Source organism: Jiangella rhizosphaerae, assembly GCF_003579925.1.
GTDB classification, from domain to species: Bacteria; Actinomycetota; Actinomycetes; order Jiangellales; family Jiangellaceae; genus Jiangella; species Jiangella rhizosphaerae.
Map to the genome: position 1 here is coordinate 1 of NZ_QUAL01000399.1, position 12,021 is coordinate 12,021.

Here is a 12,021-nt window from a genome sequence, read left to right on the forward strand (position 1 = left end):
CCCGCCCGGTCACCACGACCGGGCGGGCGGCGTCGTTCGCGCTGTGTGCGACGTCGCGGACCTTCACTCGGCCCGCGCCCTCGGCAAGGCTGGCCGTCGCCAACGTGTCCGATATGACCGATGCTGCGCGACGGTGAGACTTGCCAAGGCGGTAGCGGAAAACGGCGTCGTGTGTGCGGACTACTTGCTGGCCGTCTTCTTGTACTTGCGCACTGCCAGCGGGGCGAACACCGCGATGATGACGACCACCCAGATCAGCGACAGCAGGATCGGGTGCTCGGCGGGGAAGCCGTCCGTGGCGAACACGTTCGGGTTGCCGAACAGCTCGCGTGAGGCGGCCACGAACGAGCTGAGCGGGTTCCAGTCGGCCACCGGCTGCAGCCAGTCGGGCAGCGTCGGGGTCGGGATGAACGCGTTGGACAGGAACGTCACCGGGAACAGCCAGATGAGCCCGGCCGACGCGGCGACCTGCGGGCTGCCGACCGACAGGCCGATGAGCGCGCCCACCCACAGCATGGCGAAGGCGAACAGCAGCAGCAGGCCCACGCCGCCGAGGAAGCCGAGCACGCCGTTCTCGATGCGCCAGCCGACCAGCAGGCCGCACACGATCATGATGGCCAGCACGATGGCCTGGTTGGTGAGGTCGGCGACGACCCGGCCGGAGATGACCGCGGAGCGCGCCATGGGCAGCGAGCGGAAGCGGTCGATGAGGCCCTTCTGGATGTCGTCGGCGAGCCCGACGCTGGCCGGCGCGACCGCGAACGCCATGGTCTGGGCGAAGATGCCGGCCATGACGTACTTGCGGAACGCGTCGGGGTCGTCGTTGCCCGGGATCGGGATGGCGCCGCCGAACACGTACGCGAACAGCAGCACGAACATGATCGGCTGGATGAACATGTAGATCTGGTTGTCCGGGACCCGCCACCCGGCCCGGATGTTGCGCCACGTGATGGTCATGGCGTCGCTGAACGCCTGGTTGAAACCGACGCGGTTCGCCGCGGTGGTGGTCGGTGCGACCTCCGTGGTCACGATGCCCTCCCCTGGGCCGTCTCGGACTGCGTCACTTCTTCGGCGTGCCGGCCGGTGAGCTTGACGAACACGTCGTCGAGCGTGGGCCGGCGCAGCGCGATGTCGTCGATGGCCACCCCGGCCTCGTCGAGGTCGCGGATGACCTGGATGAGCCCCTTGGAGCCGGTGTGCGTGGGCACGGTCAGCTTGCGGACGTGGTCGTCGCGGATGCACTGGCCGCCGCTACCGAGGTTGAGCACCTGCTCGGCCCGCCCCAGCGCCTCGGCGTCGTGCACGATGACCTCGATGCGCTCGCCGCCGATCTGCGCCTTGAGCTGGTCGGCCGTGCCCTGGGCGATGATGGTGCCGTGGTCGATGACCACGATGTTGTCGGCCAGCGCGTCGGCCTCTTCGAGGTACTGCGTGGTCAGCAGGATCGTGGCGCCCTCGGCCACCCTCTCGCGGATGACGTCCCAGAGGTCGAGCCGGCTGCCGGGGTCGAGACCGGTGGTGGGCTCGTCGAGGAACAGCACCTGGGGGTGGACGATGAGGCTGCCGGCGAGGTCGAGCCGGCGCCGCATGCCGCCGGAGTACGTCTTCAGCGTGCGGTCGGCGGCGTCGGTGAGGTTGAACTGCTCGAGCAGTTCCGCCGCCCGGCGCGACGCCTCCTTGCTGGACAGCTGGTAGAGACGGCCGAACAGCCAGAGGTTCTCGCGGCCGGTGAGGTTCTCGTCGACCGCCGCGTACTGCCCGGACAGGCCGATCTTGGACCGCACGGCCTGCGGCTCGCGGACGACGTCGTGACCGGCGACGACGGCGCTCCCGGCGTCGGGCGCGAGGAGCGTGGTGAGCATGCGTACCGTGGTGGTCTTGCCGGCGCCGTTCGGCCCGAGCAGACCGACCACGGTGCCCTCGGGCACGACGAGGTCGACGCCCCCGACGGCCTTCACGGCCTTCTCCCCCGAGCCGAAGGTCTTGACCAGACCCTCGGCGGTGATGGCGTTCACGGTGGTGTCCTCTCGTGTTGGTTGGGAGGCATCGTGGCAGGTGCCCCCGACAAGGTCGGGCGGATCGCACACCCGGCCCGGCGGCTACCAGTGCCCGTGACTACTTATATAAGCGAAGCCTTTTATTATCAAGCGCTCAGCCGAGCAGCGCGGTCGCCTCGTCCAGGTCGAGCTCGCCGGCGGCCAGCCGGCGCAGGATCTCTTCGCGGTCGACGGCACCGGTGCTCCCGGCGCCCGCCTCGGCCGGCGCCTCGAGGCCGAGCCGTTCGAGCAGCTCGGCGAAGCGCTGCCGGGCGGTCGGGTAGCTGACCCCGAGCTCACGCGCGAGCTCCCTCATGTTGCCTCGGGACACCAGGAAGGTGCCAAGGATTTTCTGGTCCTGCGCGGTGAGCGAGCAGTACGGGCAGGAGGCGAACCGGCCGGAGAGCTCCGTGCCGCACGACTCGCAGCCCAGGCGGGTGACGTGCAGTTTCACCCCGCAGACCGGGCAGTCGGACGGCGGCTGGTGCAGGTGCTGCTGCGGGAAGCCGCCCATCATCGCTGGGCGCCTTCGGGCAGCCGGACGGTGATGTCGCCCATGACGACCTCGGCCTCGATCTCCGCGGCGCCGGTACCGAGGACGATGTCGCGGTCGCGGTCGCGCCCGGTGCGCTCGGGCACCGTGCGGAACCGGCCGAGCTGGACGTCGGAGCGGATGCGGACGTCGGATCCGTCGAGCAGGGTCAACTGGAGCGACCCGGACTCGCAGCGCATGCGCGAGTGCCCGGCCAGCTGACGCGTCTCGACCTGTGCGGACCCGGCCTGGACCAGCAGGTCGACCGGGCTCTCCAGGCCACGCGCCCGCAGCGAGCCGGCCGTGACCCGGACGTGGTCGAGCGCCGGCACCTGGTCGATCTGCAGCGAACCGGCGATGACCTCGGCACCGACGGCGAGCTCGGGATTGACGCGCACGTGCAGGTCGAGCAGCTGGCCGGGGTTCTGCAGCCGGCTGGCGAAGTCGCGCCAGCGGCCGCCCGCCAGCAGCACGAACGCGCCGTCGCCCGGCACCAGCTCGGACTCGCCGGTGACGTGCAGCATGGCGCCGTCGCGCCGGACCGTGTGCTGGCCGTTGACGGCCACGGTGGCGACGCTGGGGTCGCCGACGATGACCACGCGCCGCGACGTGGCCCTCACCTGCACGCGGGTGATGCGCTGCGGGGTGACCGCACCGCCCGCGGCCGCCGACCCCGAGCGTCCGGCGGCTCCCGCACCGGCGGACCCGGAACCCGCGGCGCCGGTGGCCGCTCCGGCCGGCATCCCAGCGACGCCGGCCGGCGCGTCGACGGGGTCGGCCGTCTCGGCATCGGCGGGCTCGGCGGTGTCGGCGCCGGTGGGCGCGCCCGCCTTCTCGTCCTCGATCTGGTCGAGCAGGACGGCCGCCCGGGTGGGGTCGAGCCGGCCGTCGGCCACCTGCTCGAGGATCTCACGCACGCTGAGGGTGTTCATGGCCCCATGGTGGAGCCTGAACTACCAAAACGTCAAGCGCGCCTATCAGATTGACAAATCAGTCTCCTGAAATGGAAACCGGATAGCCCGACTCGCGCAGCTTGGCCAGCACCCGCTCGCAGTGATCCGGCCCCCGGGTCTCCAGCTGCAGCGCGATCTCGACCTCGTCGATGGACAGCGTCGACCCGGTGCGCTCGTGCACGACGTCGAGCACGTTGGCGTCGACGGCGGCCAGCTCGGCCAGCAGCCGGGCCAGCCCGCCGGGCGCGTCGGGCACCCGGACCCGCAGCGACAGGTACCGGCCGGCGGCGGCCATGCCGTGGCGGATCACCCGCAACAGCAGGAGCGGGTCGATGTTGCCGCCGGACAGGACGGCGACGACGGGCGGCTCGTACGCGCCGGGGTCGTCCAGCAGTGCGGCGACGGCGGCACCACCGGCCGGCTCGACGACCAGCTTGGCCCGCTCGAGCAGCAGCACCAGCGCCCGCGAGAGCGACTCCTCGGACACGGTGACGACGGAGTCGACGTACTGCTGGATCATCCCGAACGGGACGTCGCCGGGGCAGCCGACCGCGATGCCGTCGGCCATCGTCGTCATGCGCTCCAGCGCGACCGGCTTGCCCGCCGCGAGTGACGTCGGGTACGCCGCCGCGCCCTCGGCCTGCACGCCGACGACGCGCACGCCGGGCTTCAGATGATGCACGGCCAGTGAGATGCCCGCCGTCAGCCCGCCCCCGCCGGTGCCGACGACGATGGTGCGGACGTCGGGGCACTGCTCCAGGATCTCCATGCCGACGGTGGCCTGCCCCGCGACGATGTCGGGGTGGTCGAACGGGTGGATGAGCACCGCACCGGTCTCGGCGGCGAACGCGCGCGCCTCCAGCAGGGCGTCGTCGATGCTGGTGCCGGCGAAGCGCACGTCGGCGCCGTAGGCCCGGGTGGCCTTCTCCTTGACGATGGCGGCGCCCTCGGGCATGAACACCGTCGCCTTCGTGTGCAGCATGCTGGCCGCGAGCGCGACGCCCTGGGCATGGTTGCCGGCGCTGGCCGCCACCACGCCGCGAGCCCGCTCCTGCTCGGACAGCCGGGCGATGCGCACATAGGCGCCGCGGATCTTGAACGACCCCGCCCGCTGCAGGTTCTCGCACTTCAGATGGACCCGGCCGCCGACGCGTCCGGCCAGCCAGCGGGAGTCCTCGAGCGGGGTGGGCCGCACGACGTCGCGCAGCAGCTCGCGCGCGGCTTCCACGTCCGCCATGGAGACAGTACTCATGACCCCGATCCTGTCACCCGGCTGCCTATGATCGCCTCACGACCGGTCCGGGCATCTAGCCGAAATCAGATACAAGATATAGAGTGAGACCGTGAAACTAGCCTGGTTGTGCAGCCATGAGTCGTACCAGCCCGAGGTTCTGCTCGAGCACGCCGTTCTCGCCGAAGAGGTGGGATTCGACGTGGTCACCGGGGCCGATCACTTCCATCCCTGGGTCGACGACGTGTCGGCCGCCAGCTACGTCTGGGCGTGGTTCGGCGCCGTCGCGCAGGCCACGTCCCGGGTCGAACTCGCCACCAGCGTCACCGCCCCGCTGTTCCGCTACCACCCGGCCCTGATCGCGCAGGCCGCCGCCACCGTCGACCGGCTCTCCAACGGCCGGTTCATCCTGGGCGTCGGCACCGGCGAGGCGATCAACGAGGCGCCGCTGGGCTACGAGTTCCCCGGCTACGCCGAGCGCATCGCCCGCATGCGCGAGGCCCTGACGATCATGCACGGCCTGCTCGCCGGTGAGAAGCTCGACTTCGACGGCGAGTACTACCAGGCCCGGACGGCGAAGCTGTACAGCCCGCCGATCGGGCGGGCGCCGGTCTGGATGGCGGCCGGCGGCCCGAAGTCCGCGACGTTCGCCGGCGAGACCTGCGAGGGCCTCATCACCAGCGTCAAGGACCCCGCCGACACCGTCGCGAACATCATCACGCCGTACCGCGAGGCCGCCCGGGCCCGAGGCGCCGACACGACGGTGATGGCCACGCGCTGGGTCGTCCTGGCCGGCAGCGACGACGAGGCCTGGGAGGCGCTGGTCTCGATGCGCGGCCTGCGCGCACCCGGCCGGCTGGAGGTGGCCGACCCCATGGTGCTGCGGGAACGCGCCGACGCCATGGACCGGCAGGAGATCCTCGGCAAGTACACCATCGTGCGCGACCTCGACGAGCTCACCGACGCCTACCGGCCGCTGGTGACCGACGTCGGCGCCGACTACGTCGCGATCCAGGTGGCCAGCGCCGACCCCGCCGACACCATTCGGCGCATCGGCGCCGAGGTGCTGCCCGCGCTGCGCGAGGCCGCCGACTCCTGAGCGTCCGGACTCTCATGATCATGTCCCCTGGCGGTCGCTGAGGCGCCGCCAGGGGACATGATCATGGAGTTGGAGTCACGTCAGGGCGCCGGCGACGGAGGCACCGGCGGCGGGGCGGGTGGGCTCGGCGGGCCGTCGGGGTCCCGAGGCGACGGGTCGCCGTCGTGTCGGGCGAACGGGGACGGCGGCGGGTTCTGGCCCGCGGGCGGCTGCCCGTAGGGCGACCCGGAGGCCGGTGGCCGGCCGTACGGCGACTCCGGCGGCGGGCCGTACCCGGCGCCCGCGGGCGGCTGACCGTACGGCGACCCCGACGGCGGCGGCCCGTAGCCCGGCTGGCCGTAGCCCGGCTGGCCGTAGCCCGGCTGGCCGTAGGCCTGCTGGCCGTGACCGTACGGCGGCGGCCAGGCGCCGTACGGCTGCCCGCCGGCCAGTGCCGGACGAGCCGCGAGGGCCGCCTCCTGGCGCCTCGTGAGCGTACGTACCATGACGATCGCCAGCACCGCAGCGGCGATGTAGCCGATGTTCGCGGCCAGGGAGAGCCCGTCGGCGCTCTTCAGCCGGTCGAGGTAGTCGGCGCTGAGTTCGTCGGGGACGCTGGCCTGGGCGCCGCGCTCGAGGCTGGCGGCGAGGCCCCAGCAGACCGCCCACACCACGACGATCGCCGACCCGCGCCGCTCGTCCGCCGCGCCGTGCCGTCCCTGGGTGTCGGAGGTCTGAGCGTTGCTGTAGACGTTGATCGCCGGGATGACCAGGTTCGCCAGCGGGATGAACCAGCCGCCGATCGCCCAGCCGGGGCTGCTCACGCCGCCCTGCGCGCCGAGCAGACGGGCGTTCGCCGCATGCCGGTACTGCCACACGATGAACACCACGGCGGTCGCGAGGAACAGCAGCAACCACAGCACCGCGGCCACGCCCACGAACGCGTCGGCGTCCTCGGCCCGGCTCGGGTCGATGCCGCCGGACTCGAGGACGTCGCTCACGTAGCCGATGCGGCCGGCGTACGCGGCGATGGACAGCAGACTGACCAGCGACATGACCACGAACAGCACCGTGAGCGCGGTGCGCAGGCCGCCCAGGCCGGACGGTTCACCGGCCGGCGGCGGGGGCGCCCACTGGGCGTTCCCCCACTGCTGGTCCGGGTGGTCGTAGGAGCTCATGCATTCCCCCGATCGGTGCGGCGTCGGCTCAACCTAACCGCAGCGGGCGGCCGGGGGAAGGGTCAGCCCAACGCCTGGCCGAGATCGGCGAGGATGTCGTCGACGGTCTCGATGCCGACCGACAGCCGGACGAGGTCGGCGGGCACCTCGAGCGCGCTGCCGGCGGCGCTGGCGTGCGTCATGCGGCCCGGGTGCTCGATCAGCGACTCGATGCCGCCCAGCGACTCACCCAGCGTGAACAGCTGGGCGCGGTTGCAGACGTCGACGGCGGCCTGCTCGCCGTCGGCCATGCGGAACGAGACCATGCCGCCGAACCGGCTCATCTGCTTGACGGCGACGTCGTGGCCGGGGTGCCCGGGCAGCCCGGGGTACAGCACCTGCGAGACCCGGGGGTGCCGCTCGAGCAGCTGGACCACCCGCTCGGCGTTGTCGCAGTGCCGGTCCATGCGGACGGCGAGCGTCTTCAGCCCGCGCAGCACCAGCCAGGCGTCGAACGGACCGGCGACGGCGCCGATGGCGTTCTGGTGGTAGGCCAGCTCGTCGCCGAGGGCGGAGTCGGAGACGACCAGCACGCCGCCGACCACGTCGGAGTGCCCGCCGCAGTACTTGGTGGTCGAGTGGACGACGACGTCGGCGCCGAGCGCCAGCGGCTGCTGCAGGTACGGCGTGGCGAAGGTGTTGTCGACGACGAGCAGCACGCCGGCGTCGCGCGCGACGGCCGCGAGGCCCGCGATGTCGGCCACGCTGAGCAGCGGGTTGGTGGGGGTCTCGACCCAGATCAGCTTCGTCTCGGGACGCACGGCCGCCCGCACGGCCGCGACGTCGGTGACCGGCGCCGCGGCCCAACTGACGCCCCACCGCTCGGCGATCTTGCTGATCAGACGGAACGTGCCGCCGTAGGCGTCATTCGGGATGACGACGTGGTCGCCGGGCCTGAGCACGGTGCGCAGCAGGGTGTCCTCGGCGGCCATGCCGCTGGCGAACGCGAGACCGCGGACGCCGCCCTCGAGCGCGGCGATGCACTCCTCGAGCGCGGTGCGCGTCGGGTTGGCGGTGCGGCTGTACTCATAGCCCTCGCGCAGGCCGCCGACGCCGTCCTGAGCGTAGGTGCTGGTGGCGTAGATGGGCGTGATGACCGCACCCGTGCGGGGGTCGGGCTCCTGGCCCGCATGGATGGCTCGCGTCTCGAATCCGTGCACGAGATGCGACTCTACGTCGCCGCGGGAGCCGGAGCGACGCGAATCGGCTCACGGACCTGCAACTTCGGCAGCAGCAGGTGCACCAGCGGGCCGATCGACAGCGCATACACCACGGTCCCGGCCCCGACGGTGCCACCGAGCAGCCAGCCGGTCGCGAGCACCGTCACCTCGATGGAGGTCCGGACCAGTCGCACCGAACGGCCCGTGCGCCGGACGAGCCCGGTCATCAGGCCGTCGCGCGGGCCGGGGCCCAGCCGGGCGCCGATGTAGGCCGCGGTCGCGACGGCGTTCAGCACGACGCCGGCGACCATGAAGCCGATGCGGACCGCCAGCGGCTCCGGCGACGGCAGCAGCCAGATGGAGGCGTCGGCGGCCAGCCCGATCAGCAGGGCGTTGGCGACGGTGCCGACGCCGGGCCGCTGCCGCAGCGGGATCCACAGCAGCAGCACGACGACGCCGACCGCGATGACCACGGTGCCGATGGTGAGGCCGGTGCGCTCGGCGATGCCCTGGTGCAGCACGTCCCAGGGATCCAGGCCGAGACCGGCTTCGAGGAGCAGGGCCATGCTGAAGCCGTAGAGCAGCAGGCCGGCGAAGAGCTGGGACAGGCGGCGCGTCATCACGCGACCATCCTCACCGAAAGTGGTCTGTTAATCCATAGCCAATCGTGCCAGAGTGGCCTGGTGCGCACCGTCACAGGACCGCAACTGGCGGCATTGATCGGCGATCGGTCCGACGCCGGCGGGCCGGCGTACGCCCGCGTCGCGGCGGCGATCCGGCTGCTGGTGCTCGACGGCCGGCTGCCGCTGGAGACGCGGCTGCCCGGCGAGCGCGAGCTGGCCGCGGCGCTCGGCGTCAGCCGGACCACGGTCACCGCGGCCTACGACGAGCTGCGCGGCGGCGGCTACGCCGTCAGCCGGCGGGGCTCGGGCACCCGGACCGCGCTGCCGCCGTCGCGCGCGAACGGATCCGCCGGCGGCGCGACCGGGCCGACGTGGACTCCGTGGGCGGCCGACGGCTCCGACCTGCTCGACCTCGCGCACGCCGCTCCGGAGGCGCCGGCCGACGTGCGCCGAGCCTACGACGCCGCGCTCGAGCAGCTGCCCCGGCACCTGCCGGGCTCGGGCTACCACCTGTTCGGGCTGCCGGAGCTGCGGACGGCCGTCGCGGACCGTCTGACGGCGCGCGGCCTGCCCACGCTGCCCGAGCAGGTGCTCGTCACGTCCGGCGCGCAGCACGCGTTCACGCTGGTCCTGCAGCTGGTCACCGGGCCGGGCGACCGCGTACTGGTGGAGCAGCCGACGTACCCGAACGCCCTGGACGCGATCGGCCGGCACGGCGCCACCGCGGTCCCCGTCCCGCTGGCCGACGACGGCTGGGACCTCGCCGCCGTCGCGGCCGCCGTCCGGCAGACGGCGCCCAGGCTGGCCTACCTGATGCCCGACTTCCACAACCCGACCGGGCTGCTGGCCGCCGACGCCGAGCGGCGCGAGCTGGGCGCCGTCCTGACGCGCAGCCGCACCCTCACCGTCGTCGACGAGACACTGGTCGAGCTCGCCCTGGACGGGCCGGTGCCGCCGCCGCTGGCGACGTACCTGCCCGACGACCTGACGGTGACGGTCGGCAGCGCGAGCAAGACGCTGTGGGGCGGGCTGCGGATCGGCTGGGCGCGGGCCGGCACGGCCCTGATCCGCCGGCTGGCCGCCGTCCGGGCCAGCGTCGAGATGGGTTCGCCGGTGGTCGAGCAGCTGGCGGTGGCCGAGCTCATCCGCGGCTTGGACGCGACCCTGCCGCCACGCCGCGCGGAGCTGCGGACCCGCCGTGACGCGCTCGTGGCGGCGCTGGCCGAGCGGCTGCCGTCGTGGCGGGCGCGGGTGCCGGCCGGCGGGCTGGTGCTGTGGTGCGATCTCGGCGCCCCGGTGTCGAGCCGGCTGGTGGTGGCGGCGGAGCGGCACGGCATCCGGCTGGCGGCCGGCCCCCGGTTCGGTGTCGACGGCGCGTTCGAGCGGCGGCTGCGGCTGCCGTACACCCACCCCGTCGACGTGCTCGGCTCCGCCGTCGACACGCTCGAGCAGGCGTTCCGGACGGTGACGGCGGACGGCCCGGCCGCCGCCGACACCGTCGACGCGGTTGCCTGAGGCTCGCCGGGAACGCCGGGGCCGGTCCGGTTGTTCGACTGAACGGAGGTGTGTGCGAATGTCGCTGTTCGATCGCTTGGCGAAGACGAGGAAGGTCGGTCCCGAGGAGGCGCTGCCCGGCCGCGACGCCCGTCCGTTCGGGCTGACCGGAACGCACACCGTCCTCGGCACGCCGATCGAGGCCGAGCCGCCCACCGGCTATCAGGAGGCCGTGTTCGGCATGGGCTGTTTCTGGGGCGCGGAGCGGATCTTCTGGCGGCTGCCGGGCGTGTGGACCACCGCGGTGGGCTACGCCGGCGGTTACACGCCGAACCCGACCTACGAGGAGGTGTGCACCGGTCGCACGGGGCACGCCGAGGTGGTGCGGGTCGTCTTCGACCCCGCCGTGATCAGCTTCGAGGGCCTGCTCAAGGCGTTCTGGGAGGAGCACGACCCCACTCAGGGCATGCGGCAGGGCAACGACATCGGCTCGCAGTACCGCTCGACCGTCCACACGACGTCGCCGGCGCAGCTCGAGACGGCGCTGGCCTCGCGCGAGGCCTACGCGGCGAAGCTGCGGGCGGCCGGCCACGGCGACATCACGACGGAGATCGAGCCGCTGGGCGCGTTCTACTACGCCGAGGACTACCACCAGCAGTACCTGAGCGACGCGAAGAACCCGAACGGCTACTGCGGGCTGGCCGGCACCGGCGTCTCCTGCCCGATCGGCACCGGCACGTCGCTCTGAGACGCGGCGCTACGGATAGGGCCAGCTGTTGGCCACGCAGCCGTCCAGGCCATAGGTCTGCTGCAGCATGACCGGCGCGACCTGACCCGGCCCCGGGCAGGCGACGTGGCCCTCGCCGAGCGCGTGGCCGACCTCGTGGTTGACGACGTACTGACGGTAGCCGGCGACGTCGCCGTCGTAGTGCGGGACGGCGACCGCCCAGCGCAGCGCGTTGAGCACGACGTTCTCGCCATTGCGGCACGACACCTGGCCGCGCGTGCGCAACGGCGCGCACAGTTCGTCGGTGGTGCCCGGGGTGGCGACCAGGATCCGCAGGTCGCCACCCGACGGCACGCGCTGGAACGAGAAGCGGCCGCCGGCGATCCAGCTGCGCGGATCGGCCAGCGTCGTGTCGACGACCGCCGCCACCTCGATGGGATCGAACGGGAGCCCGGTCTCGACCTCGACGGTGTAGGTGAGCAGCGTGCCCTGGGTGCCGGCCCGGGCGCTCTGGCCTGGCGTGACGGTGAACGTGCCCGGCCCGGTGGCGGGGACCTGCGGGGTGGGCGGCGCGGTGGGGGTGGCCGACGACGCCGGCGCCGGCCGGGCGGCCGGCAGGACGACAAGGGTCTTGGGCGGGCGCTGCTCAGGCGGCGCGAGGGCGGCGTTGCCGGCGACCGGCTCGCCGTCGGGGACCACCGCCCAGCCGACGAAGCCGAGCACGGCCAGGCCGAGAGCGAGGCCGCCCAGCCGGCGGCCGCGGCCTCCGGAGGCTGACTCCGGCGCCCGGCGGCGTCCCCGATCGCGATGACCGGCGCGACGCACTCGGGAGGCCATGCGGATCATGCTCTCACACGGTTCTCAGACCGTTCTCAGAGCGGCGGTCGCGAGCCGGCGCATTGCGCTCCGGGCCGTCCACTGTGCATGCCGGCAGACGACGACGGCGGCGCCGCCCCATGCGCGGGGCGGC

The 12,021-nt window shown here is 72.9% G+C and carries 12 protein-coding genes; 3 read left to right on the forward strand and 9 right to left on the reverse strand.

Going from position 1 to position 12,021, the window contains the following annotated elements:
- Window positions 1-180: 180 nt before the first annotated feature.
- The 5 genes from DY240_RS26900 to ilvA form a co-directional block, all read right to left on the reverse strand.
- Window positions 181-1,029, reverse strand: a complete 849-nt coding sequence (locus DY240_RS26900) for an ABC transporter permease (RefSeq protein ID WP_199702547.1) — start codon at window positions 1,027-1,029, stop codon at window positions 181-183.
- Window positions 1,026-2,015 carry an ATP-binding cassette domain-containing protein gene (locus DY240_RS26905; RefSeq protein WP_119662746.1) on the reverse strand — a complete coding sequence of 330 codons (990 nt, stop codon included), beginning with the start codon at window positions 2,013-2,015 and terminating at the stop codon, window positions 1,026-1,028. The genes DY240_RS26900 and DY240_RS26905 overlap by 4 nt, the downstream gene beginning before the upstream one ends.
- A gap of 136 nt (window positions 2,016-2,151) precedes the next feature.
- Window positions 2,152-2,553, reverse strand: a complete 402-nt coding sequence (locus tag DY240_RS26910) for a DUF2089 domain-containing protein (RefSeq protein WP_119662747.1) — start codon at window positions 2,551-2,553, stop codon at window positions 2,152-2,154.
- Entirely contained in the window at window positions 2,550-3,500 is a 951-nt protein-coding gene (locus tag DY240_RS26915; RefSeq protein ID WP_119662748.1) for a hypothetical protein, read from the reverse strand. The genes DY240_RS26910 and DY240_RS26915 overlap by 4 nt, the downstream gene beginning before the upstream one ends.
- A 58-nt stretch (window positions 3,501-3,558) precedes the next feature.
- Entirely contained in the window at window positions 3,559-4,773 is a 1,215-nt protein-coding gene (gene ilvA / locus DY240_RS26920) for a threonine ammonia-lyase (RefSeq protein WP_119662749.1), read from the reverse strand.
- 91 nt (window positions 4,774-4,864) lie between these two features.
- On the opposite strand from ilvA, the gene DY240_RS26925 reads away from it, so the two are divergent.
- Window positions 4,865-5,851 carry a TIGR03557 family F420-dependent LLM class oxidoreductase gene (locus DY240_RS26925; protein ID WP_119662750.1) on the forward strand — a complete coding sequence of 329 codons (987 nt, stop codon included), beginning with the start codon at window positions 4,865-4,867 and terminating at the stop codon, window positions 5,849-5,851.
- Between the two features lie 80 nt (window positions 5,852-5,931).
- Here the strand turns inward: DY240_RS26925 and DY240_RS26930 are convergent, their stop codons facing one another.
- The 3 genes from DY240_RS26930 to yczE form a co-directional block, all read right to left on the reverse strand.
- Window positions 5,932-7,008, reverse strand: a complete 1,077-nt coding sequence (locus DY240_RS26930) for a DUF4328 domain-containing protein (protein WP_119662751.1) — start codon at window positions 7,006-7,008, stop codon at window positions 5,932-5,934.
- A gap of 62 nt (window positions 7,009-7,070) precedes the next feature.
- Window positions 7,071-8,207 (reverse strand): cystathionine gamma-synthase, encoded by a 1,137-nt coding sequence (locus tag DY240_RS26935; RefSeq protein WP_119662752.1) that lies wholly within the window; start codon window positions 8,205-8,207, stop codon window positions 7,071-7,073.
- Between the two features lie 11 nt (window positions 8,208-8,218).
- Window positions 8,219-8,827, reverse strand: coding sequence for a membrane protein YczE (gene yczE / locus DY240_RS26940; protein ID WP_119662755.1), 609 nt, complete (start codon window positions 8,825-8,827; stop codon window positions 8,219-8,221).
- Window positions 8,828-8,890: 63 nt separating this feature from the next.
- Here yczE and yczR point away from each other — a divergent pair, with 63 nt between their 5' ends.
- The gene (gene yczR, locus DY240_RS26945; RefSeq protein ID WP_199702553.1) at window positions 8,891-10,345 is read left to right on the forward strand and encodes a MocR-like transcription factor YczR; all 1,455 of its coding nucleotides are present in this window, start codon (window positions 8,891-8,893) and stop codon (window positions 10,343-10,345) included.
- A 58-nt stretch (window positions 10,346-10,403) separates the two neighbouring features.
- On the forward strand, window positions 10,404-11,072 hold the full coding sequence (msrA, locus tag DY240_RS26950; protein WP_119662753.1) for a peptide-methionine (S)-S-oxide reductase MsrA: 669 nt from the start codon (window positions 10,404-10,406) through the stop codon (window positions 11,070-11,072).
- A gap of 9 nt (window positions 11,073-11,081) precedes the next feature.
- On the opposite strand, the gene DY240_RS26955 is transcribed toward msrA, so the two are convergent.
- Window positions 11,082-11,888 (reverse strand): DUF3152 domain-containing protein, encoded by an 807-nt coding sequence (locus DY240_RS26955; protein WP_119662757.1) that lies wholly within the window; start codon window positions 11,886-11,888, stop codon window positions 11,082-11,084.
- Between the last annotated feature and the right edge of the window lie 133 nt (window positions 11,889-12,021).

Coding starts and splice junctions, on each gene's coding strand:
- DY240_RS26910 (WP_119662747.1), bottom strand. CDS start 2,553: ATGATGGGCGGCTTCCCGCAGCAGCACCTGCACCAGCCGCCGTCCGAC.
- DY240_RS26915 (WP_119662748.1), bottom strand. CDS start 3,500: ATGAACACCCTCAGCGTGCGTGAGATCCTCGAGCAGGTGGCCGACGGC.
- ilvA (WP_119662749.1), bottom strand. CDS start 4,773: ATGAGTACTGTCTCCATGGCGGACGTGGAAGCCGCGCGCGAGCTGCTG.
- DY240_RS26930 (WP_119662751.1), bottom strand. CDS start 7,008: ATGAGCTCCTACGACCACCCGGACCAGCAGTGGGGGAACGCCCAGTGG.
- yczE (WP_119662755.1), bottom strand. CDS start 8,827: ATGACGCGCCGCCTGTCCCAGCTCTTCGCCGGCCTGCTGCTCTACGGC.
- msrA (WP_119662753.1), top strand. CDS start 10,404: ATGTCGCTGTTCGATCGCTTGGCGAAGACGAGGAAGGTCGGTCCCGAG.
- DY240_RS26955 (WP_119662757.1), bottom strand. CDS start 11,888: ATGGCCTCCCGAGTGCGTCGCGCCGGTCATCGCGATCGGGGACGCCGC.